Source organism: Micromonospora sp. C95 (assembly GCF_018070465.1).
Taxonomy (GTDB): Bacteria; Actinomycetota; Actinomycetes; order Mycobacteriales; family Micromonosporaceae; genus Micromonospora.
In genome coordinates, this window is record NZ_JAGPXT010000001.1 from 35,560 (window position 1) to 57,498 (window position 21,939).

At 70.1% G+C, this 21,939-nt stretch carries 24 protein-coding genes; 1 reads left to right on the forward strand and 23 read right to left on the reverse strand.

All coding sequences use genetic code 11. The features are described from left to right. Positions 1–24: 24 nt before the first annotated feature. From KBX00_RS00165 to KBX00_RS29575, 11 genes are all read right to left on the reverse strand, one after another. Positions 25–1,188 carry an AAA family ATPase gene (locus KBX00_RS00165; protein WP_210821955.1) on the reverse strand — a complete coding sequence of 388 codons (1,164 nt, stop codon included), beginning with the start codon at positions 1,186–1,188 and terminating at the stop codon, positions 25–27. A gap of 297 nt (positions 1,189–1,485) precedes the next feature. Beyond that, positions 1,486–1,800, reverse strand: a complete 315-nt coding sequence (locus tag KBX00_RS00170; RefSeq protein WP_301547102.1) for a hypothetical protein — start codon at positions 1,798–1,800, stop codon at positions 1,486–1,488. Between the two features lie 217 nt (positions 1,801–2,017). Continuing rightward, the gene (locus tag KBX00_RS00175) at positions 2,018–3,193 is read right to left on the reverse strand and encodes a DUF4314 domain-containing protein (RefSeq protein WP_307867902.1); all 1,176 of its coding nucleotides are present in this window, start codon (positions 3,191–3,193) and stop codon (positions 2,018–2,020) included. Beyond that, positions 3,190–3,861 carry a hypothetical protein gene (locus KBX00_RS00180; protein WP_210821956.1) on the reverse strand — a complete coding sequence of 224 codons (672 nt, stop codon included), beginning with the start codon at positions 3,859–3,861 and terminating at the stop codon, positions 3,190–3,192. The genes KBX00_RS00175 and KBX00_RS00180 overlap by 4 nt, the downstream gene beginning before the upstream one ends. Positions 3,862–3,962: 101 nt before the next feature. Next, positions 3,963–5,045 (reverse strand): M23 family metallopeptidase, encoded by a 1,083-nt coding sequence (locus tag KBX00_RS00185; RefSeq protein WP_210821957.1) that lies wholly within the window; start codon positions 5,043–5,045, stop codon positions 3,963–3,965. 402 nt (positions 5,046–5,447) lie between these two features. Beyond that, positions 5,448–5,807 (reverse strand): hypothetical protein, encoded by a 360-nt coding sequence (locus tag KBX00_RS00190; RefSeq protein ID WP_210821958.1) that lies wholly within the window; start codon positions 5,805–5,807, stop codon positions 5,448–5,450. A 2-nt stretch (positions 5,808–5,809) separates the two neighbouring features. Then, on the reverse strand, positions 5,810–6,265 hold the full coding sequence (locus KBX00_RS00195; RefSeq protein WP_210821959.1) for a DUF4262 domain-containing protein: 456 nt from the start codon (positions 6,263–6,265) through the stop codon (positions 5,810–5,812). 120 nt (positions 6,266–6,385) lie between these two features. Next, positions 6,386–7,423, reverse strand: a complete 1,038-nt coding sequence (locus KBX00_RS00200) for a hypothetical protein (protein WP_210821961.1) — start codon at positions 7,421–7,423, stop codon at positions 6,386–6,388. A 22-nt stretch (positions 7,424–7,445) separates the two neighbouring features. Next, positions 7,446–8,000: a hypothetical protein gene (locus KBX00_RS00205; RefSeq protein WP_307867903.1), complete on the reverse strand. Its 555-nt coding sequence runs from the start codon at positions 7,998–8,000 to the stop codon at positions 7,446–7,448. 454 nt (positions 8,001–8,454) lie between these two features. Further along, the gene (locus tag KBX00_RS00210; RefSeq protein WP_210821963.1) at positions 8,455–9,237 is read right to left on the reverse strand and encodes a transposase family protein; all 783 of its coding nucleotides are present in this window, start codon (positions 9,235–9,237) and stop codon (positions 8,455–8,457) included. A 131-nt stretch (positions 9,238–9,368) separates the two neighbouring features. Continuing rightward, on the reverse strand, positions 9,369–9,605 hold the full coding sequence (locus KBX00_RS29575) for a hypothetical protein (protein WP_210821965.1): 237 nt from the start codon (positions 9,603–9,605) through the stop codon (positions 9,369–9,371). Between the two features lie 69 nt (positions 9,606–9,674). On the opposite strand from KBX00_RS29575, the gene KBX00_RS00220 reads away from it, so the two are divergent. Then, positions 9,675–10,373, forward strand: a complete 699-nt coding sequence (locus KBX00_RS00220; RefSeq protein WP_210821967.1) for a GIY-YIG nuclease family protein — start codon at positions 9,675–9,677, stop codon at positions 10,371–10,373. A gap of 209 nt (positions 10,374–10,582) precedes the next feature. On the opposite strand, the gene KBX00_RS00225 is transcribed toward KBX00_RS00220, so the two are convergent. The 12 genes from KBX00_RS00225 to KBX00_RS00275 all read right to left on the reverse strand — a co-directional run bounded on the left by KBX00_RS00225 (position 10,583) and on the right by KBX00_RS00275 (position 21,912). Continuing rightward, the gene (locus tag KBX00_RS00225; protein WP_210821969.1) at positions 10,583–12,541 is read right to left on the reverse strand and encodes a hypothetical protein; all 1,959 of its coding nucleotides are present in this window, start codon (positions 12,539–12,541) and stop codon (positions 10,583–10,585) included. 900 nt (positions 12,542–13,441) lie between these two features. Further along, the gene (locus tag KBX00_RS00230) at positions 13,442–14,089 is read right to left on the reverse strand and encodes a GGDEF domain-containing protein (protein ID WP_210821971.1); all 648 of its coding nucleotides are present in this window, start codon (positions 14,087–14,089) and stop codon (positions 13,442–13,444) included. A 95-nt stretch (positions 14,090–14,184) separates the two neighbouring features. Further along, a complete protein-coding gene (locus KBX00_RS00235) occupies positions 14,185–15,321 on the reverse strand; it encodes a MarR family transcriptional regulator (RefSeq protein WP_307867905.1) in 1,137 nt (378 codons plus the stop codon). Positions 15,322–15,335: 14 nt separating this feature from the next. Beyond that, the gene (locus KBX00_RS00240) at positions 15,336–15,686 is read right to left on the reverse strand and encodes an Lsr2 family protein (protein WP_210821973.1); all 351 of its coding nucleotides are present in this window, start codon (positions 15,684–15,686) and stop codon (positions 15,336–15,338) included. 32 nt (positions 15,687–15,718) lie between these two features. Then, positions 15,719–16,873: an FAD-dependent monooxygenase gene (locus tag KBX00_RS00245; RefSeq protein ID WP_210821975.1), complete on the reverse strand. Its 1,155-nt coding sequence runs from the start codon at positions 16,871–16,873 to the stop codon at positions 15,719–15,721. A 140-nt stretch (positions 16,874–17,013) separates the two neighbouring features. After that, positions 17,014–17,457 (reverse strand): hypothetical protein, encoded by a 444-nt coding sequence (locus KBX00_RS00250; RefSeq protein WP_210821977.1) that lies wholly within the window; start codon positions 17,455–17,457, stop codon positions 17,014–17,016. Next, positions 17,454–18,296: a hypothetical protein gene (locus KBX00_RS00255; protein WP_210821979.1), complete on the reverse strand. Its 843-nt coding sequence runs from the start codon at positions 18,294–18,296 to the stop codon at positions 17,454–17,456. Before KBX00_RS00255 ends, KBX00_RS00250 begins: the two co-directional genes overlap by 4 nt. 148 nt (positions 18,297–18,444) lie before the next feature. Next, positions 18,445–18,576, reverse strand: coding sequence for a hypothetical protein (locus tag KBX00_RS28995; RefSeq protein WP_301547103.1), 132 nt, complete (start codon positions 18,574–18,576; stop codon positions 18,445–18,447). Positions 18,577–18,625: 49 nt separating this feature from the next. Continuing rightward, positions 18,626–18,847 (reverse strand): hypothetical protein, encoded by a 222-nt coding sequence (locus tag KBX00_RS00260; RefSeq protein WP_210821981.1) that lies wholly within the window; start codon positions 18,845–18,847, stop codon positions 18,626–18,628. Positions 18,848–18,878: 31 nt separating this feature from the next. Next, on the reverse strand, positions 18,879–19,373 hold the full coding sequence (locus tag KBX00_RS00265) for a hypothetical protein (RefSeq protein ID WP_210821983.1): 495 nt from the start codon (positions 19,371–19,373) through the stop codon (positions 18,879–18,881). Positions 19,374–19,833: 460 nt separating this feature from the next. Then, on the reverse strand, positions 19,834–20,565 hold the full coding sequence (locus tag KBX00_RS00270; protein WP_210821985.1) for a hypothetical protein: 732 nt from the start codon (positions 20,563–20,565) through the stop codon (positions 19,834–19,836). 408 nt (positions 20,566–20,973) lie between these two features. Further along, positions 20,974–21,912 carry a replication-relaxation family protein gene (locus tag KBX00_RS00275; RefSeq protein ID WP_210821987.1) on the reverse strand — a complete coding sequence of 313 codons (939 nt, stop codon included), beginning with the start codon at positions 21,910–21,912 and terminating at the stop codon, positions 20,974–20,976. Positions 21,913–21,939 lie beyond the last annotated feature (27 nt).

Below are 21,939 nucleotides of genomic sequence, written 5' to 3' on the forward strand. Positions count from 1 at the left end.
CCAGAAATCTGAGGTGAACGGCGGTTAGCGCTTGCCGAGGGCGAGCGCGGTGATGGGCGTGCCGGTGTGTCGGGACAGGGCGGCGGTGACGTCGTCGCGGGCGTCCTCGGGGGCGATGCCGGCCAGGTTGGCCAGGGCGGCGGTCATGCCCAGGTGGTCGCGGACGGTGACGAAGCCGAGCAGTTCGCGTAGCTGCGGCGCCCACACGGTCTTGCCGGCGGCGAGGTCGGCGTTGAGGTCGATCGCCGCGGCTACGACCTGCTTGGGAACGCCGAGTTGGCGGGCGAGGTCCCAGTCGGTGGTGACGTGCAGGTGGACGGTGAACCGGGAGGCCAGGGCCTCGGTGAGGACCGCGCCGTGTACGCCCGGGTTGTGGCCGGCGACGATGTAGAACCCGTCGGCGGCCTGCACGGTCTCGTTGCCGTGGGCGGGGATGGTGAGTACACCGCGGCCGTCCATGGCCGGGTACAGCACGGCCAGGACGCGGGGCGGGATGAGGGTGGCGTCGTCGACCAGCAGCACCCGCCCGTCGCGCATCGCGGTGACCAGGGGTCCGTGGACGAACTCGTAGCCGCCGCCGGGTACCGGGGTGTAGGAGCCGAGGAAGTCGTCGACGACGGTGTCGCCGGTGCCGGCGACGGTGAGCAGGTCGGGGAACGCCGCCTCGACCATGGCGGTCTTGCCAGTGCCCGGCGGCCCGTACAGCAGCACCGGCACCCGCTGGGTGCGCAGCCGCCGCAGTTCCTCGACGTCCCAACCCCTGCCGAGCCGCCGCGGGTGGTACAGCGTCCCGTTCGGTCGCCGCACCGGAACGGGCCGGGACCGCCGGCCACCACCAGCACCGCCGCTGGAGCGGGTGCGGGGTGCGGCGGATGGGAGGGTGCCGGCGGCGTCGATGCCGGCCTGGGTGATCTGGAAGCGGTGGTGCGGATCGCGGTGGTGGGTGGCGTGCCCGGCGGCGGCCATCTTCTTCAGCGCGTCGAACACCGCGCCGGAGGATGGTGCGCCGATGGCCCGGGTGATCTCGCCGACCTTGAGGATGGTGTCGGGGTGGTCGGCCAGGTGCAGGGCGATCTTGCGGTAGAGGTAGCCGGACCGGCCGGTCGCCTCGGTGGCGGGAGTGCCGGCGCCGCCGGCCGGGGCCGGGTCGCTCTGCGGTGAACCGGCCGGCGAGTGTGGTGTGGTCATGGGATTGCCTCGATTCGGGGTCGGGCCCGCGCACCCGTCTCCGGGTGCGCGGGCGGTGGGTACCGCACAGCGGAGACGGGTGGGGCCAACCCCTGCCGGCCCATCGGGCCGGCAGGTGGGCGACCACACCCCTGGTGGTGCTGAAGGGTTACGGCGACACGTCGGGTCGCCGCTGGTGCGTGCTGGTCGGTGTCGAGGCCGCGCGGGCGGTGTCGGCGCCGACGATGGAACCCCCGCCACCCCAATTGATCAAGTCGCATTGGTTGGCGGGTGTGGGATTGCGGGAGCGCCGGCTGACTACGTATGCACGGTTAGGGCCGGGAGCGATGCTGGCGGCGCGGTCGTGGTCAGTCGGCGCAGCCCTGTTCGCAGCCCTGCGGGTCGCACTGCTGTCCCTCGGCCATCCGGGCCAGGGCCAGCCTCGTCGCCGTCGAGGTCGTCGAGGAACGGCCAGCCGAACCCGTCGGCGAACGCCTTGACCTTGGGCGCCCCGTACATCGGGTAGCCGGCGTGGTCCATCGCCGCCACGATGTCGTCGCGGCCGAGGAGCCAGGCGAGTTCGCCGAGCTTGTCCACCGACCGGGTGTCGGGGGGCGATGACCTGGTGGGCATGGTCGAGGTCGAGTGCCTCCACGAGCACCTCCTCGCGGAAGCCGAAGATGTCCCCGCGGTCGGCCCGCAGAGCCCATGTCCGGGTGACGATCTCCTCCTGGGTACGGATGGTCACTGGGTTTCCTTCCTGGTGGTCTTACCTGTCGTGGGGGTGTGTCGGATGCCGCCGCCGAATTCGGCTCAGCCTCGGCAGACGCGGCATGGTTGGGGTGTCGGCCTATGCCTGGTCGGGGTCGGGCAGGTCGCCGACGATCCGGTCGCAGGCGTACGGGTCGACGGCCTCCCAGCACCAGCTACGGCCCATCACCACGTACCGGCCGTCACCGTCCGGGGTGATGCGGTCGATGGCGTCCGGGTCGTCGGCCAGGGCGCGCTGGTCGGCGACGATGACGTCGCCATCGAAGGACAGGTCGGCCAGCGCGGCGTCGACCCGCCGGTCCAGGTCGTCGGCCGGCACGCCCTGCTCACGCAGGCGGTGGCGGTACTGATCGCGGTGACGCTGCTGGTCGGCGACGATCGCCTCGGCCACGGCTCGGGTGCAGGCAAACACCGCCCACCCGTTCCAGTGATCGATCAGGGTGCCGACGAACCCGACCTCGATCCGGTCGTCGCCGTCGGGGCCGGTGGTGCGCGCCCACTCGCCTGCGAACACACCGACGTCGCCGATACGGACCCGGTCGGGGCGAAGGTGGGACACGTCGCGGCCGGTGGGGCTGGCCGCGAGGTGACACAGTGCGGCGACCCGGTCGGTGGCGGCGGTGTCGTAGGCGTCGCGGTAGACGGCCATCGCCTCGTCGCGCCGCTGGAGGCGCAGCCCGAACCAGCCCGTGGTGTCGCCGGTGGCGTCGGCGAACAGCTCCCACCCGGCGATGTCGACCGACTCTCCCACCGAGGAGAAGTGAGGCAGCGAGTCGAAGACGGCGGGATCCCCGTCCTCGACGCCGGCCAGAATCCGGCGCGCGGCCAGGCGGGTGTCGCCACTAGCGCGGGCGCCGATGGTGTCCTGCGCCCACCATTCGGCGGCGGTGCGTCCGGCCTCGGCACCGGCGGCGCGCATCCGCCGCAGCGCGGCGGCCCATCCGGTGGCCTCGCCGACCAGATCGCCGGTGGGCGACGGGGTGGTGGCCGGTGCGATGCGGTCACCGGCGTCGAGGCACATCGACAGCGTCGAGCCGCTATCCCACAGGACATCGACGATGTTGTGCCGCTGGTCGTGGCGGCGGACGGTGCCGGTGTCTCCGGGGCGCAGCAGGGTGTGCGGGTCGCTGGTGTGGACCAGAGCGACACGCTGGCCGACCTCGTAGCTGGTCATGGTGGTCTCCGATCGGTCGTCGGCGTCGGTGAAGGGACCGCCGTCAGCGGCGGCCGGCGCGGGCATGTGGTCGGTGTTCACCTGGCGCTGCCCGTCGCGTCACCGGTGGCGGGCTGCTGCGGCGGCCAGGGCCTGCGGGTGACGTGGTCGCCGAACATCGGGTCGGTGACGACCGAGGAGCCGCAGCGGGTGCAGCTGGTGGCGGTGTCGTAGCCGTAGCCGGCCATGGACGGCACCTCGACGTGGTCGATCTCGTCGACCGCGCCGCAGACGGTGCACACCGTCATCTCCGGCCCGCCCTCCTCGAGAGCGGGTGCGGTGACGAACAGCTCCTCGACCGAGTCGAGGTGGTGCGCGCTGTGCCGCAGCCAGCGGCCGTGGACCGTCGCCTCGTACACCACCAGCCGCCGCTGGTCGAGGTGCAGCAGATACAGCCACTCGAGAAACCCGTCAACGGGCTCGCGCAGCGAGCCCCGCCGGTTCGTGTCGTCCTCGGTGACGACCGGGTAGCCCAGCCCGGGCACGGGCGGCTGCCGGTCCCACGGGCGGGGCTTGGGGTTGATGGCAAGGGACCACCAGTCGCGGGCCAGCAGCGCGGCGGCCATGGCGTCGGTGTCACGGCCGAACGTGTCGGTCCAGATCCGGCGCAACAGCGGCACCAGAACCTGCGGATCCTCGCCGAACTGGATCAAGCGGGCGGTGTAGCCGCCGCGGAACGCGGCAACGCCGATCAGCGTGGGTGTGCTCACGTGCCTTCCTCCTCAGGATGTGTGTGGATGGAGGTTGCGGCGGTCGTCCCGGACGGGACGGCAGCCGAGCTGGAGTGACCGTGGATCCGCCGGCATCGCCTCTAGGGCCTTAAGCCGAGCGGGGCATTCTGAGCCGCCATGAAGGGCACCGGGTCGATCGCGCCGTTCGGGCTGGCATCGCCGTCGTGGTGCACCTCGAAGTGCAGGTGCGGGCCGGAGCTGTGGCCGGTGGAGCCGACGACGCCGATGGGCTGGCCAGCGGCGACCGGCTGACCAACCGTCACGAGCGGCGGCTGGTCCATGTGGCAGTAGCGGGTGAGCAGCCCACCGGCATGGTCGATGTCGACGTACCAGCCGCAGCCGCGCGTGAGAACGGGGTCGCCGTCGCGGTCGCAGCCCCATTCGGCGCCGGTGTCGGCGTGGACGGCGTCGCAGCGGACGGTGCGGACGGTCCCGGCGGACGCCGCGCGGATGACGGTGCCGCGCGGGGCGCTCAGGTCGACGCCGTCGTGGCCCGGCCGGTCACTGGTACGGAACCCTGACCCGACGGGGGCGAGGACTGGCTGCGTCCACGGGCCGACGGCCCCGCACCCGGCCAGGCCGTCGGTAGGGATGCCGGCGGTGTCGGCGATCGCGGTGACCAGCTGGGTGGCCGGTCCCTCCCATCTCGCGTAGGCGTCGGGGAAGGCGCTGACCTGCACGGCCTGGGCGGCCTCGGTCAGCGGCATCGCCTGCCAGCCGTCGACGGCCTGCAGCCTCTGGTAGAACGTCGTCGCCGCGTACTGCGGGTCGTGCAACTGTTCGGGGGTGCCCCAGCCTTGGGAGGGTCGCTGTTGGAACAGGCCGACCGAGTCGCGGTCCCCACCGGGGGTGTTGATCAGGGAGGATTCCTGCATCGCGGTGGCCACGGCGATGACCCAGCCGCGGGGCGGGACGCCGAGGCGCATGCCGACGGCGGTGATGGTGGCGGCGTTGCCCACCTGCTCGGCGTTCCAGTCACCGATCGCAGCGATCCCGTCCGGAGCGGGGCCGTGCGCCGCCGTCGACGCGGTGGCCGTGACGCTGGCGGGCATACCGCAGGCACCGGCGTCGCCGCTGGAGATCAGGGTGGTGGCCAGCCCGGAGCACAGCAGCAGGACGCCGGCGACCACGATGGCGATCCAGGACAGCACGCGGATGGTCATGACTGGTCACTCCTTCATGGCGGCGGGCGGGTGGTGGGCGGGGACGGCGAAGGCCGCGCGTGCCGGTGGAAGACGTCGCGCGGCCTTCGAGCGGGTGCGAGGAAAGCGGGTGGAGACGGCCACCCTCCGCGGATCGCGGGCTTGCGGGGTCGTCACCGAACTCGCGCCGGAGGCCCCTGTAAGTACTGATGTCCGCGCGATGGCCGACGACCAGCGCTGATCGCTGCTCGTCTCCCGATGAAGGTCAAGTCGTCAGCGGCGGGCTCGCCCTCGGCCGACGGGGGTGTCCGGCCGCAGGCCCAGACCAGTGGACGCGTGGGGGTCACCCGGCGGTGGTATCAGCGAGGTTCGCCTCCGGCGGGGCAGACGCGAGAGCCGGCTGGCGAGGTGCTGGTGGGCGCCTCACCTGTCGGTGGCACCCATCTGCAGCACTCCGAGTTCGGTGAGCGGAATGATGAGCGTCCGTGTCCGCTCGATGGCTGCCTGCCGCTGGTCGAAGAGGGTCAGCGACATGTCCGCCAGTGCGGTGGCGACAGGTTGCAGGCTTTCGTCGAAGCCGCCGTCGGCCCTAGCCCCGTCAAGCATCGCGTTGATGTCTTGTTGGTGCTCCCGCAACCAGGAATCGGCGAAGGAAGCGATCGCTGCGGCTGCGATCAGCGCGGCCACGGGCGCGGACCGCGAGTTGCTGTGCAGCGCATCCCAGTCGACGGTGGCGCCGAGTTCTTGTGCAAGGTCGTTGACGGCCTGCGTGACTCCGTCCACGGCTACGGGTGTCCCAGCAGCGGCTGCACGTGTGCGGGGTCTTCGTATCCGTCATCCCACGGGAACCGACGCCGGATGTCGGGCCACGCGATCTGCCGCAGCCGCACGCGGTGTGCGCCGGACCGGGCGTAGGCCGCGCCGGGGTACAGCACCCCGGTGGCCGGCTCATCGACGATCACCGCGTCGTAGCCGATGATCAGATCACCGACGGGTTGACCGTGGGTGAGTCGCTGGCCGCTGTGGTAGACGCGGTCGGCTATGTCGTTGAGCAGTTGGTGCGCGACCAGTGGATGCAGTCCGGCGATGACCAACTCGGGCAGGTCCCGTCCGATCAGGTCGAAGGTGTTGGCGAAGGGGACGTCGGGCTCGTCGGGATTCGGCAAAACGGCGGTCACCGACCAGCTGACATCGTTCATGTGTCGCTGCTGCTGCCGTAGGGAATCATCCGGCGACGACATGTTCGTTCTCCTTAGTGGTCAGCGGGCAAAGCGGGCAGCGGGCGGGTGGAGCGCGAGGACGGCGAAGGCCCTGCGGCCCCGTGGAGGGGCGTCGCGCGGACTTCGGGGTGGGTGCGGGGATCAGCGGGCGAGGACGGCGACTTTCTCGCCGTGTAGCAGGGGTGCCCCGTCGGGGCCTTTGATGTGGGCGTTGATCCAGATGCGGTACGGGTGGCCGTCGCGGTCGATGAGGCGCCGCCAGTGGCCGCGGACGACGAACCGCACCCGGTAGTGCCACTTGGGTTCCCCGTCGGTCGGTTCGGCGAGAGGGCTGGTGCGGCGCAGCATGACCACGCGGGTGTCGTGGCGGATGCTGGCGCGCACGGCACGGCGGCGGGCGGCGCGGTCCACCGGAGCGGCGGCGACGGTGGCGAGGGGTTGGGCCCGGATGCGCCAGAAGGCATAGGCGACAGCGGCGCAGGCCCGCATCGGGGTGGTGGTCTCGTCGATGCAGAACCGGCCGTCGGGCGCCGGTTCCCAGTCGCGGTCGTCCCCGTCGAGGACCGGCAGGTCGGGGCGGGCGTCGACGGGCTGACCGATGGGGATCTCGGTGAAGTCGGTCAGCACGTAGGGGCCGAACTGCCGGGCGAGGTCGGGCCGGTCAGCGAGTTGCGCACGACGCCGGACGGCCGCCGGGTCGTGCGGGTCGCGGTGGTCGGCCCAGCCGGCGATGGCCCAGAAGGACCGGCCGCTACTGGTGTTGGCGGTGCGGGCCCAGGTGATCGCACCGATCGAGGACACCTCGCCGCTGAGGCTGCGGTGGTAGATCGGTTCGGGGAGGAACAGCACCCCGCCGTCGTCGGGGGCGACGTCGGCGGGCAGCACCTCGCCGGTCAGATCGAGGGCCGCCGCGGCGGCGGCGATGATCGCGGTCATCGCGGGGGCGATGACGTACGGCTCGCCGAATCGCCACGGGTTGGCGGTGATGGCGCGCACCGCGGTGAGGACCTTCGCCATGCCCGCTGGGCTGGGACTGGGGTGGTCGGCGAGGCGGCTGCCGAAGAACGCCTGCAGGTACCGCGCCGCGAGCGGGCCGCGGTGGTAGTCGACCATGCGGGCACGCAGGTCGACGGCGGTGCGGGCGTAGCCAGCGAGCGTGTCGTTCGGTAGGAAGTTCACTGATTTGCCTCCAGGTGCGTGCTCAGGCGGCCAGCGCCGCCACGGGTGGACGCCGGTGCAGCCGGGATTCCGGCGGCACCGCAGCCGGTGCGGGCGCGGGCCGCATCAGGGGTGCCGGCGGGCGGGCGGGGGTGAACCAGCCGGTGAAGCGACGCGGCGCGGCGGGAACGGCGGCGCGTCCGCGTGCGACTCCGGCCGGGCGCGGCAAAGGGGGTGTGGGCGGCGGGGCGAGGGCGGTGGTGGTGCGGCGGGCGTGTTGTTCGGCGCGCTGGGCGGTGCGCAGCGCCCAGCAGGGGCCGTGCTGCCCGCGGCACTGCAGGTTCGTGCAGGCACCGTCGGATCCGGGTTGGTGGGCAGCGGCGACGTCGACCGCGAGCGCCCACAGAAGCCGGTCGGTGACGTCGTCCGGTAGCGCGGTGCGGTCGCTGGGACGCCGGCTGCGGTCCTCGGGATGTGCGGGGTGTGCCATGGTGGGTGGCCCTTCGGTCGGCGGATCGCGGGCATGCGCGGTCGCCGCCCGACTCGCTTCGGGCTCCTTGGGGATGCTGATGTCCGAACGACGGACGACGACCAGCACCGATCGACGCTCATCTCCCGACAAAGGTCAAGTCATGTCGGGCGGGCAGGGGGTTACCCGCCCGATACGGCTGCGTGGGGTCGCTGCTCAGGTGGTCTGCTCGGGGTCGAGGCGTACCGGGTGGGGTCGACGGTGGTAAGTGGGTGGCGGGAGACGCCACGCCAGTAGCGGCCGTTGTTACACCTGAGCGCGACGAGGGAGATGCGAGCAGCGTCGGCGTCCCGCAGTACCACGTACAGCTCGCGTCGGTGTTCGGGCTCCGGTGCAGACGCTGGTACCCCGGACGCGCTGCGGTCGGGGTGCGAAGGCTTCGGGACTCTGTGGCGGCGGCTGGTGCGACGACCTAGGGTCGCTACTCACAATGAGTAATCGGTCAACGTGGGCGAGCAGAAAGCGGCAGATCCGCGCAGGTGATCTTCGCGTCGTTCTAGTTTTGCGGTTCTCTGAGCCGTTTTCATCCTGAGTGGCGGCTGGTCTCGATGCGGTGCAGGACGAGGATGGCCTGCACGATCGCCGTGGCGCGGCGGGGACAGCAACGCAGCTTGGCCAGGACCTTCCAGGTCTTCAGCGTGGCGATGGCTCGCTCGCCGCGGGCGCGGAGCCGGGCATGACCACGGTTGACGGTCCGCTGACGGTGGGACAGTTTCGGTCGGTGTCGGTGGCGTTTGAACGGCGTGCGCACGCTCCCGCCGGCTCCCTGATAGCCCTTGTCCGCGACGGTCAGCACGTTCGCGCTGGTCAGCGCGTCGATCAGGCCGTGGGTTCGGGCGGCGGTGAGGTCGTGGACCGCGCCGGGCAGGGCGGCCGAGGTCCAGACCAGCCGCCCGGCGGCATCGGCCAGGACCTGCACGTTCACCCCGTGGCGCTTGTGTTTGCCCGAGTAGTAGGGGCGTTGGTCGGCGACCCGGTCGATCGGGATCAACGTGCCGTCGAGGATGGCGTACGCCAGCCGGGCGGCCCGGCGCATCGCGGCGGCGAGGTCGTCGGCGCAGGCGGCGAGCAGGTCGACGGCCTCGCGTAGGTACCGCCACACAGTGCTGACCGACACGGCGAAGCCGGCCGCGAGGCGGGTGAGGGTATCGCCGTTGCGCAGGTGAGCCAAGGCCATCAGCGCCTGCTGCCGCGCCGCCAACCTGCGCCAGCGGCCACCGAGCGCGCGGCGCCGGTCGCGGATCAGCTCAGTCAGCCGGGTCAGGCTGCGCGTGGACAGCGGGATGCTGGCAGGATAGGTCAGCAACGAAGCTCCCGTACTGGGCAGTGCGTCTTGGTCGACTGCTGTCCTACCGGGAGCTTCGTCCTATCTGGAGCATCGACACGCTGCCCCTGCCTGCCTGGCCAACCATCCTTGACCACGATGAAAAGGGTTCTCTACTGGGCAGCCGCAGCACGGGTGATCTGGAGAGGTCCGCGGTCGGGCAGTACGACGATGAACTGCGAGCGTACGTGCTCGACCTTGGACATGCCGATCGGCTCGTCGGTGGGCAACGTCGCCACCACAGATGGGCTGCCGATCAGGTCCAGGTGGACGGTAGTGCTGGCGAGCGAGGTGGCTGGGCCGCTTATCCAGAACGTGATGTCGGCACCTGCGCAGACTGTGGCCCTCACGCAGTGGCCCCGCAGCCCCGCAGCAGCCGCCGTGCAGCTTCGGCCGACACAGTGAGGTATACCTTTGACGTGGCTAGAACACCTGAGACCGCTTCGAGGCCGGGATTCGTCTACATCCTGATCAACCCGGCACTTTCAGGGATGGTAAAGATCGGCCTGACGGTCGGTGACTCGCTGAATCGAGCGCGCCAATTGTCGCGTCATACCGGCGTTCCACAAGACTTCGAGGTTGCCTATGAGGAGCTTGTGAGTGACTGCGCGGCTGTTGAGAGACTCCTGCACAAGCGCTTCGAAACGTGGCGTTTGAATGCCCGCCGGGAGTTCTTTCGCATTCCAGTCAAAGATGCGATAATGGCGCTTCAGCAAGCTGCCGCAATGTATCCCATCGACGCCACTCGCGAGGAAAAGGTCGACATTCTCTCACAGTTGGAGTCTCGCCTTCGGAGGTGGCTGCGAAGAGATCTCGTGGGCTTGTACATCAGTGTGGTCCAAGACATCGTCTACTTGGAGCAGATCTTCCAACCTCACCCAACGCTCCATGACTTCGAAATCAAGAATATCGACCTGGGCTTTATCGGGGACGATGAGGATCCCGACGAACTGATGTTCGATGCAGCTCTGTCCGCAAGTGAGAATGCTCGCCGCTTCCTGGCGCTAGATACATACTCCTTGTGGTACTGCACTGACTTGATAAATGACGAGGTGGAGTTCTTATTCCGGCAGGCCGAACAACGCAAGGACTACGCGCAAATACCATTTGCGCTCTAGTGTGGCAGCCCACTGTTCGGTCAGCACTTCAAGGTCTCGGCGATCAGCTTCTGTAGTCCTCGATCGCCTGCTCGGTGTCGATCTCAGGTAACGCCCTGCGGGTAGATCCGCGGCTCGCCGTTCTTCCATATCCATGAATAGCTGGGAATCAGATCCCCCCGGGGTGCTGCATAGCAATCGCAGCGTTCATGGCCGTGTTCCAGCAACCCTCAGGCCTGCCGCTTCTTCGCCACGTCAAGGAGCCAGAACTCGTCGTTGATCTTGATGGTCAGAGCGACCATCAGTCGCAGTGCGCTGTAGTAGGTCTGCTGATGCTGGGCTTCGCCGTTGCCCTTGGATTGGATACCGTGCTGGTACTTATTGCGGAGTTTCGGGCCGTTACTGAAGTCGACTGAGTTTAGGTTGTAGTTGAAGTAGGCGGCCTCGGCGTCGGTGAGCAACGACGAGCGCCTGACGAGCCACTCAGCGTCCACCATCCTGTCGACGTGCGCACGACACCTCGTGTTCAGATGGTGGTAGGCAACGGCCTCGTTTTCGTTGAGCGACTGCAGAACGTGGAACAAGTCGGAATCCTTGAGTCGGATGCGGTTGCCTGTGTTCTCGACGACCCCGTGTTCGATGAGTTTCTCGACTAGGGGCTGTTGGTATTCGTGCAGCGATTCGTACGAGACCTTGCTTCGCCGCAGCAGGTCGGCGGCGTTTTCGCCGCGAATATCCTCGTTAATGTAAGTCAGGGGCGACTGATCCGAGAACAGGACGTGCAGGATAGTGCGGATTTCAGTATGGTCGGTGGCGTAGGCGTACTTGCCTTCCAGTGCGCTAGGGATAGTCCTGTATCGGACCAGATTGGCCCCTGCAGTGGCTACGTCATGGTCAATTTCGCTGTCCTCGACAAGCAGCCCGAACTGCGTCGCGACGGACTCCATCTCAGCGAACAGGTTCCGGCAGCGTTCCAGATAATTCGCCTTCGGGTTGGACGGGCTGAACGCGAAACCCGCGACGCCGTATTCCGTGAGAAGATGCTCCTCGAAGTACGAGCGGAGCACCTCCTCAAGGTCGATGTCCTTCGTCCCGAGGTAGCGCTGGTACATCGCCGTTTGGAGTAGTGTTGCGCGATCCTTGGCGATGAAAATGTGACCGGTCCGATAGTCTTTGGCGCCGTTCATGCCTATCGCGAGTTCAAGCCCGCGGCGTTCGCTGTTAAAGGCGGGGAGCGTCAGGAGTCCGTCCTGTGGTGCGAACTCGAACAGGAACTGGAAGTTGTTCAGCACGGACGGGAAGTCCAACGTGCCCTCCAGCCAGGTCTGGCTGAAAGTGTACTCGACGACCATATCATTCAACGTTACCTTCACCGGCTCGACCTGGGTCGATGACACGGCAACGGTGCAACCGGTTCTTATACCGGGAGTCGTCTTAAAGAAATCCTCGATCATGGCGTCGTAACGCCGCTTCGCCTTAACGACCAACTTGGCATCCACCCCGCTCTTGCTGTCGATTGGGGCGTCCGCGATCAATTTCAAGTAGTTCGGGTTCGGCTCCGCGCTGTCAATATAGGCCTCCATCAGTGCCCGGGAGTCGGCGGGAGTGAAACTGACGGGGAGGAAGGTCTCATTCTTCATCTCGCCCCCAAGGTGATGCCTGACCACGAGTTCGGCTCGATCCGGCTCGGCCAGAAGTCGCTCCCGGATGGCCACGCCGTAGTTCTCCACGAGCCGCTTGCTCGTGAGCATGTCGCCGATGTGGACGTTCGCCCCGTCGAGCGCATTCAGCATCGCTGTGGTGGAGCAGCGTCCGAAGACTCCGAGGCCAGCCAGGAGGTCGAGGAGGTGCTCGCGGTACTGCCAGTCGACTTCCGTCAATAAGTCGGCGAGGTTGTCGTCCTCTAGGGCGCCGAACCACTGTGCGACGGTCCGCCCGATCCGTTTGGCAGATACAACGAGGGCCTTCCGGTCGTCTTCAACGACGTCCGTTGGGATGAAACCTGCCTCGACGAACAGGCGAGCGTTGTGCAGTTCCAAGATGCCGTTGACTTCGTCAGGCGGAGCGGCTGGATCAAACCCCTCAACTACCTCGGCCGCTCGGTGGACTTGCCAGTACGTCGCGAAGTCGCCAGCGCCGTAGTAGCGGAGCCGAGGAGTGAGCTGGTCGTCTGCGGTCTCAGCATCCATGAAGATCCTTACGAGCGTTCAGCGCCGGTCGAGGGGTCTCGGGTTCCCTCGACTCTAGGCGGACCGAAACAATCGTCGCCGGTGCCGCGACAGGGCGAACACCAAGCCGGCGCCAGTCCGGGCGGCGACGCTGCACCCACCGCCTCGGTGCCGGTTTGCTCGGCGACCTGGTTCCGTGCCCATCCCGCACGAGATCAAGTTAGGCGCACGCTCATCGGCTACTTGTTTCATTGACCTGCGACCGTGGCCCGGCCAGGCTTCGGTCCAGGCGCCCGGGCTGTCGCTCTCATTTCGGCTAGATCCGGACATCGCGGGCTCGGCAGAGGTCACCGTATGTGGTCGATGATTTGTGTGCTGGCGGCGGCTGGGCGGTCTGCTCATCGTCGAGCTGTGGATGTCGAAGGCCGCTGTGATCGGTGGCGTACGCGGCTCTGCCCTGCAACGCGTAGCCGACAGTTCGCCAGGAGGCTGCTCCAACCTGCGCTGGCGACGGTGACGGCAGTGCGCGGGCGCAGGGGCGCCTTGTGGACCCGGTCCACTCGCTGCCGTTGCTACCGCTGCCAGTGTTGGCGTCCGCGGTGGCGGGCCGCAGGTGGGTGGGTTGGCACTTCTGGTCGGCCGTCATCAACGGATCCGACGACGACGTTGATTGGCAGCAGCCGGATGAGGCGGTCGGTGTCGCCCCGGGTGCTGGCGCGGGCCGCCGCCGGGTCGATTGGTCAATTGACCGCCGCTGGTGTGTGTGGGACTGCCCCTGGTGGATGCGCTCCTTGGCGGGGTCTCGGCGACCCTAGCCGTGGACCGGAAAAGCCGGGCTGGCGGATGGAAGCGAAGCGGGGCACGGTGAGGACCTCGCGCAGGTCGAGGGGCGCGAGGTCCTCTTGGTGTGTCCGTGAGCGGTCAGCGGCGGCGCAGGTCCCGCAGGCGGATACCCGGTAGTGGCCGGGTGTGGCCGGTGGTGGCCGTGGCTCCGTGAACCCCGGATCCGGTTTGTTTGGCCTGGTACATGGCGATGTCGGCCTGGTGCAGCAAGGTGCGCGGGCCGACACCGAGGGCGGCGGTGGTGTACCCGACGCTGGCCCCCAGGGCCACCGTGTGCTCGCCGAGGTCGACGGGGTGGCGTCCGACCGCCCGCCACGCGGCGCGGGCGGCGGCGACCACGTCGTCGGGGCCGCCGGAGACCAGCAGGGCGAACTCGTCGCCCGACAGCCGCGCGGCGAGCCGCACCGGCCCCGGCAAGGCGGCCAGCCGTCGGCCGACCTCGGTGAGCATGTCGTTGCCGGCCTCGTGGCCGAAGGTGTCGTTGATGGCCTTGAAGCCGTCGAGGTCGAGCAGGACGAGCCCGAACGGTGCGCCGCGCCGCGCGGCGCGCTCGGCGGCGGCGAGCAGGGCCCGCCGGTTGGGCAGGCCGGTGGTGTCGTCGTGGTCGGCGGCGTAGCGGGCGCGGGTCAGCGCCTGTTGTTGGCGCCACAGCAGCGTGCCGGCGAGGGCGAGACCCGCGAGGATTCCACCGACGGCGGTGACGACTGAGGTGAGGATGGGAGACACTTCGGGAGCTCCTTGTCAGTGAAGGAGCACCGGGGGCGGGCGTGGTTCCGGGAAAGTTCGACGCCCGCCTCCGGGCTACCGGCTGGCGGGGTCGTTCAGGCGGTGGAGTTGGCGAGGGCGAACGTGGCGGGCTTCTCGGCGGCCAGGATCGCCCGTCCGGTCGCGACGAGCTTCACGGCGGCGTTGTGGACCGCGCCCGCGCTGGCCTTCCTCGCGTCGGTTCCTTCATTGGCCCGGTCGATCAGCTTGCACAGCTCGCTGACCTTGTACTGCTGGCCGGGGTTGGCCTCGAGGATGTCGAGGATCGCGCCGCGAAGTGTGCCCGACGCTCGCCGGGTCCGGTCCTGTGCCGCCTCGCCCGCCGCCTGTATGGGAGGCGGTGCGGCGGGTGCTTCCGTGGCGGGGTCGCCGGTGGTGCTGTCGGTGGTCGTGCCGGCAGGGAGATTGTCCGGTGTGGCCGGTTCGGGGTCCGCTTGGTTCGCTGCGGGCGGCGTTCCGGTGGCCGGGTCGGTGTCGTCGGTCGTGACCGGCATCTCGGGTTCGGCAGTCAAGCTGTCGCCGTGGTCGGTTTCGGTGTCCTCGGCTTCGGTGGCCTCATCGAGTGCTGCCTCGACATCGCCAGGAGTCGGCGATGCCGACTCCTGGGCGGCGTCCGGCTGCCCGTCGGCGGCTGGCCGCTGGTCGTGGTCCTGTCCGGCAGTCTCTCCGGTTTCCTGTGTGTCGTCGCCGCGCGGCCCGTGTTCCGCGGCGGTGCCGGGTGTGTCGGTGTCGCGGGTGGCGGGCTCGGGTGCGGGCTGGCCGTGATCGCCCTGTTCGGCGTGCTGGCGGCCGGTGTCGGTCAGCCGCCACAGGCTGCGTCCGGTGTCGTTTCGGGTGGGCTCGGCCAGTCCTGCGGTTTCCAGGGTGCGCAGTTTCGGGGTGGTGGTGGAGTAGCCGAGGCCGGCTTCGGTGGCGATGGCGGCGGCGGTGGCCTCGCCGAGGCGGTGCAGCGCGGCGAGGACCTTCGCGACGCTGGGTGCCGGCGGCGTTGGTGCGGCCGTATCGGTGGTCGTGTTGGTGGGGGTGCTGGTCATGGGCGCGTGGCCCCCTTTCTCCTGCCGTCGGCAGGGGTTGGTGAGTGAGCGTGTGCACTGATGCACGCTTCGGTTTAGGTATTGATCAAGTCGTCTGCCCGGAGTGCGGGACGGCGGCGACGCGCACGGGTGTGCCGCCCGGCGATCGCCGGGCGGCACGTTGGTGGCAGGGGTCAGTGCGCGGCGTGATAGGCGTCGCGCACCGAGGTGGGGATCACGCCCCCAGTTCGTGGCCGGGGCAGGTTCAGCTCCTGCCAGTTGACGGTCCACCACCAGGTGCGGATCTCCTGGCTCTGGGTGCGGCCGGTAGCGGTGCCGTGCGGCCGCCGTGGTGCCCGGGGCTGTTTCGGCAGGCGGCGTCCGGCGGTGATGAACGGGCCGAATGCCGCGGCCATCCGGTCGAAGTTGCTGGCGGACAGGTCGATCTCGTAGGTGACGCCGTTGAAGGCGAACTGGTAGGTGCCGACGTCGTCGGTGGAGCCGTCGAGGTCGTCGACGAGGATCGCGGTGGTCTTGGTGGCCACGAGGCCACCTCCTCTCGTGTAGGGGGTGCGGTTTACTGGGTGGGTTGGTGGGTGCCGAGGCCGAGCCGGTGACCGATGACGGGCCCGCGGTGCACGGCGGCGACGGCGGCGGGCAGGTGCCGGCGTTGCCACCCGTGCAGGGCGGCGGGCAGGTCGGCGGCGTACTTGCGGTGCTGGGTGAGGGCGGCGGCGAGGCCGGCGGCCTGTTCGATGCCGTTGTTGGCGCCTCGGGCGGTGTGCGGGCGGACCGGGGCGAGGGCGTCGCCGAGCAGGACGGCATGCCCGGCGCCGACCGGCCACACCATGCGCTCCGGTGCGGTGATGTCGAGGACCGGTACCGCCATCCGGGTGCTGGTGGCCCGCACGATCGCGGCGTGTTCGGCCGGGAGGAGCAGCTCGGCGTGGGTGTCGACGTGGGCGCGGGCGGCGGGGCTGACGTGCCGGGGCAGGGCGAAGACCCGGCGGGTGGGGTCGGCGCCGAACCGCCGCGCGTACTCGCCGCTGGTGCAGTCGAGGTAGAAGGTCCAGTCGCAGCCGCCGGGTACCGGGGCGAGGTTGAACTGCACGCCGGGGCAGGGCTGCAGCCGCAGGAAGTCCCGCAGGCCGGGCTGGGGGGTGATCTCGGCGATGCCGCGGTGGGCGACGTAGCCGGCGTACCGCAGTTTCCGGTGTGGATCCAGCAGCCGGCGTCCGGTGGAGGAGCGGCCGTCGGCGAACACGACCAGGTCGGCGGCCGCGGTGTGGCCGTCACTGAACCGCAGCACCGGCCGGCCGGCCCGCTCGGCCAGAGCGGTGACCTTCATGCCGGTGTGCAGCACACCGGCGGGTAGGCGGCGGGTCAGCGCCTGGTGCAGCAGCGTCCAGGTGGTGTTGCGGCCCGGGTAGGTGCGTCGGATGGTCTCGGCCGGGTGGCGGTCGCGGATCCTCATCTCGACGATGGCCTCGGAGTCGTGGGCGACGAACTCGCGCTGGCCGATGCCGAGGCGGTCGAGCACGTCGAGGGCGGGATGTTCCAGGCCGATGAGGCCGCCGCCCAGGGGCGCGGACGCCGGCGCGGCCTCGAATACGGTGACGTCGTCGAATCCGGCCTGAAGCAACAGCAGCGCGGTGACCGGGCCGGTGAGGCTGCCGCCGACGACGGCGATGGTGGGCTGCAGGTCGCAGGCCGGCCTGACAGGTGGTGTCATGAGGGGTTCCCTTCGGTAGGGCGGGCGGGAACCCGGGCACGGCCGTGCCCGGGTGTGCGCGAGTGCGCGGATGGCCGGGCATCGGCCAGGTGGTGCCAGTGAGAGCGCGGGTCAGCGGCGGTGGGCCGCGGACACGCTGATCAGCCGCCGTGGTGGGGGCGGGCGGATGGAGGCTCGGCAAGGCGCGGTACCGGACTGCGTCCGCTGGTGCGTGAGGTGCGACCGGGACGGGTAGGGCGGCGCGGGAAGGTGTGGCCTTGGCGGGTTACCGGCCGGGCGTGGTGGACGGCGGCGGCACGGGGAGGATCCGCCGCGCCCGCCGCAGCAGGTCGTCGGCGACCGGGGTCAGCGGTGCCGCGTCCGGTGACGTGGTCGGGGTGGTGCGGTGCCAGCCGCCACCGGGGCTGCTCGCGATGATCGTCCAGGTGAACAGCCGGGGTAAGGATCTCGGCGACCGCCGTGCTCTGCGTGGCGTAGCTGTCGCGGTAGACCCGCACCCGGAGGACGTACCCGTCGGTGTGGTGCACCCGGGTCAGCTCGTAGGTGCCGTGGCCGCCCTGGTGGAACACCTCGTCGACGATCACCGTGACCGGTCCCCTCGCTCGTTTGCGCGGGTGGTTGGCTCGGAGGCGACGAGGGTCCAGGGCCACTGGTAGGCACCGATGGCGTAGCAGCGGTTGACGTCCGGGACGACCCGGTCGTCCTCGACCCAGCGGCTGCCCAGGCTGTCGTCGTGCTCCCACTCGACGACGACCTCGTCGCCGTCGAACCGCAACCGGGGATGCTCACCAGGCATGTCACCGGGGTAGAGGGCGTCGAGGTGGGCGGCCATGCGCTGCACCGCGTACCGGGGGAAGCGGCACAGCAGCCCGGTGCGGGTGAGGGTGGTGTAGCCGGTGGCGACCATGGCGCGGTAGGCGCCGCCGACGACGACGTCGCAGGTCACGGTCGCCGGGGTCCAGGTGGCCAGCGGCGGGCTGATGTCGCCGCGGCTGCGGGAGATGCGGTGGCGGCCGCTGGTGGCCTCGCTCGCCGGGTCCGGGTGCAGCCCGAACCAGTGCATCCCATGGCGGCGGGCGTAGCGGAGCAGGTCGAGCAGGTCCCGCCGGCCGTCGAGGTGTTCGGTGTGCAGGGGCAGGAATCCGTGCCCGTCGTCGGCGGGGACCGGGTTGCCGGTGGCGCCGGTGGCGGTGTGTGTCCAGGTCTCGGCGAGGGCGCGGTGGTCGGTGCCGTCGGCGTCGTACCAGCGGGGGACGCCGTTGGAGGACAGCCAGTCCCCGTCGGTGGCGTGGGACCAGATGAGTGCGGGCTGGGCCGGTGCGCCGGCCCGGTACTGCTGGCGGGTCGGGCGGTGCGCGTGGGTTGCGGCGGCGTGTTCGGCGATCGGCAGGACCTCGGTGATACGGAACCAGAGACGGGACATGGCAGAGGACTCCCTTCCGGGTGGCAACGTGAGGGCACGGCCGCGCGGCCGTGGCCTGACCTGCGTGGGGATGCGGATTGGCCGGGCATCGGTCGGATCGGGCAGGGGGAAGCGGCGCAGGGTGCCGGGCCCTGAAGAAAGGGCTGGGTCAGCCGGCCAGCTGGTGCGGGGCGTCGGGCCAGCCGTCGCCGGTGTGTACCGCGACGATGTCGGTGGCCGGGTCGATCAGGTAGATCGAGTCGACGGGGAGGTCGCCGGCGTCGGTGAGGCAGAAACTCACCGGCTGATGGCCGCCGCTGGTGGCGATGCCGACGCCGGGGACGATGTGCTCACCGGCGGCGCAGTGGTGTGTTGTGGTGATGCTGAAGGTGTCGCCAGTCGGTGGCGATCAGTGCGGTGGGCATCGCGTGGGTGTCGCCGCCGAAGGCGTGCCGCCAGATCTGCCGCAGCGCGGCGACGCCGTGGCGGGGGTCGGCGCGCTGCGTGATCGGGCGGGCCAGGACCACCTGCGTCGGCGGGTTGATCGCGCCGACGAGGGCGCGGCCGGGCACTGCGGCGGCGATCGCGGCTGTCCGTCCGGGATCAGCGTGGCTGAGCGTGTCGGTGGCGGCGTTTGGTGACGGCGAGGGTGAGGCTGGCGGTGTCGATGGCCAGGTGGCGGTAGCCGGCGTGGACGGCGGCGCGCATCATCTGCAGCGGTGACCGCGGGCCGGGCCGGTGCAGCGGCAGGTACCAGCTGCGGGCGACGGGCAGGGGGCGGCCGGTGATGGTGCCGGCGGGGACGAGTTGGTGGAGGTCGATGACCTCGTGTGGGTCGGTGGGCAAGCCGTCGGGCGGGGTCGGGGTCCGTTCGGCGTACAGGGCCACGGGCGCGCCGTCGGGTTTGCTCAGGCGCGGCACGCCGCAGCTGAGCAGGTATACGACCGGCCGCTGGCCGGGCACGGTTTCGACGATCAACCGCATTGCCGGGGTGTTGACGAGCGGGCTGCCGGGGCGGCGCGGGTTGGCCGGTGCGGCGCTGGTGTGTTCGGCCAGGCGCAGCGCGCCGGCGAGGGCGAACGAGAGTCGATCGGACATGAGCGGGTTCCTCCTTTGTGCGGCGGCAGACGACGGCGGCCCGTGGTGGGCGGGCTGCCGGAAGAGGGAAAGGGCGGCCGTTTCGCTGGCCGCGCGGCGTGGGTATTGGCGCCCAGCCCGGGCCCCGGGGCGTGTTCGTCCGCCGTCCGGCCGGAAGGCGGCCGGCAGCAGCCGGGATCCGGTGCCTGTCCGGGCTTCGGTAGCCGGGAGAGGGAGAGGCGTGGGCAGGTGTTCGGAGCCGGGCTGCTCGTCCGGTGACGACGGCAGCGCCAGGGAAGGGCACTCCGATGCCGGGCGTCGGTCAGTCAGCGACCTGTCCTGCGCCCGCGGGATTGAGGCGGGTCCAAGGTCGGTGGCTGAGAGGGTGGAGCCGGTCGGACCAGGCACACGTGCTTCCCTCGAGTGCCGGGAGTCTGGGTGCGCTGGGTCCGGCCGGTTCCGGATGCGGCTATTGGGGGTGTCAGAGAGTGACCGCGAGTAGCCGCTGGGCGTCGTCGAGGGTGCCCAGGTAGCGGTTGGCCTGTTCCAGGAAGGTGACCCGGTGGGCCATGCTGTCGCTCGCGGGCGCCAACTGGTCGCCGTCGAGGGTGAGCAGTGCGTCACCGACGATGGCGGTGCTGGCGCTGTAGTGCTGGTAGGCCATTTGGCCTGCCTGGTACATCTCCAGTTCTTCCAGGGCCAGCGGTGCGCTCGGGTGCAGGGCGTTGTGCATCCGCATCGCGTTGACGCGGGGCTGGTTCCAGAAGTCGGCGGTGGCGGTCTGGATCGGGTACGTGGCCGGACGCTCGAGGTTCTTGGCCTCGAACTCTGACCACGGCTTGGCCGGTCGGGTGCCGTGCACGGCGCGCTGCCACCACTGGTGGCGGATGCCCGCGCCCATCGCGGCGGCGCGGTGCGTGCCGGTCAGGTCGAGCAGCCGGGCGGGTCCGCCGGCGCAGTAGGCCGGGCGGCCCGTGCGCAGGTCGATCATCGACCGGCGCTGCCAGAGGCGCAGGGTGCCCTTGGCCCAGAAGCGGGCGTGCAGGGTGCCACGCACGCCGAGGTGCCGGTCGAGCTGGCGGCTCGACAGGGCCTCGCCGGGCAGTTCGTCGGGAACGCAGACGAGCATCGTGCGGATGGTCGCGGCTACCGCGGTGGCGGCACCGTTGGCGGCGTTGCCGTTGCCGTTGCTGGGGTTGGGGATAGCGGCCATAACCGGTCCTCCTCGGATCTCGGGGCGTGCGAAGGCACGCGGGCATGACCGGCCCACTGGGTGCATGGGTCGGTTCAGGAAGGGAGAGGTGGTGCTGGTGGTCGGTGCGACCTGCCGGTCGCCGCGCGGCGCGGGTGCCGACCGGCCCGAGGGCGGGTGGGCGTAGCGCGCCGCGGGGTGCGGCGGTGGGCGGTCAGGTGGGACCGAACCGGGTGGAGATATATGAGGGTGCTGTGGTGCCGAAACGGTAGCGGCCTGATCTGTCAGGGCCGCGTCTGCGCGATCAGCCGCGCGGCGCTCTGACCTGCACTGTCAGACATTCACGCGTGATGGTCGTTGTGTTGTCAGATTCGGGGACTCTGTCAACGGTGCCTGACGGTGCTGGTGCGGCACCGACGGTGTGTCGCGTCAGGTGTCGGTGAGCTCGTCGACGTCGTCGGGCCGGTGCTCGCCGGGCGGGTCGGGGTAGCCGTCGGGTCCGGGGTCGCTGGGCAGCTCGTGCAGGTGCCGGCGGCGTACCGGGTCCGAGGTGAGCGCCCAGACCGGTCCGGCGGGGTTGTCGCCGTGCACGGCGACGGCGACGGGCATTCGGGTGGGCACGTCGTGCAGGATCCGCAATAGGCTGGTTTCCCGGCGCTGGTGGGGTACCCAGAGCAGCACCGGGAAGCGGGTGTCCGCGTAGCGGGCGAGGTGCTCGTAGCCGCGTAGTTTGGCCACCACGCGGGCGAGGTCCTCGGTGTCGCGGTCGTGTTCGAGGAAGAACCCGACGGTGTGGCCTTCGGCGTGCCAGATGCCGTGCCCGTCGGGGTACACGTCGATCCTGCGCTGCCCTTCGGTGGTTCGTTTGGTGCCGCTGTAGGCGGCGGTCGCGTGTTGCTCGGACCACCAGCGCAGCAGCCGGCTGTCGGGCTGGGTGCGGGTGTGGGCGTGCAGGTCGACGAAGAACTGGTTGACGCCGAGCAGGTGGTGAAGGCGTCGGCTGTGCACGATCCGCTCGGCGCGGTCGATGCTGGATCGGGGTGCTTTGAGCCCGAGGTTGTCGGGGTCGGCGTACGCGGTGGGGTGTCGGCGTAGTCCGATGGGGCCGAGGGTGTACAGGTAGGAGGTTTCCGGGGTGCCGTCGGCGGCGGCCCAGGCGAAGCGGTGCAGCACGCCCAGCCGGTGCAGGATCGTCAGCCGCTGCTGTGCGGTGCGCCGCGCGGTGAACAGGGCCCGGCCGATCTGGTTGGTGGAGAGCAGGTAGTGCTCGGCCAGCCAGGACATCAGCAGCCGATCGCGGGGGGTGAGACGTCGGTAGACCGACAGCGGATCAGGTTTGGTCGACGGGAGTGGGACACGGCGGTACATCAGTGATGCTCCTAGGCGGAGAACGGT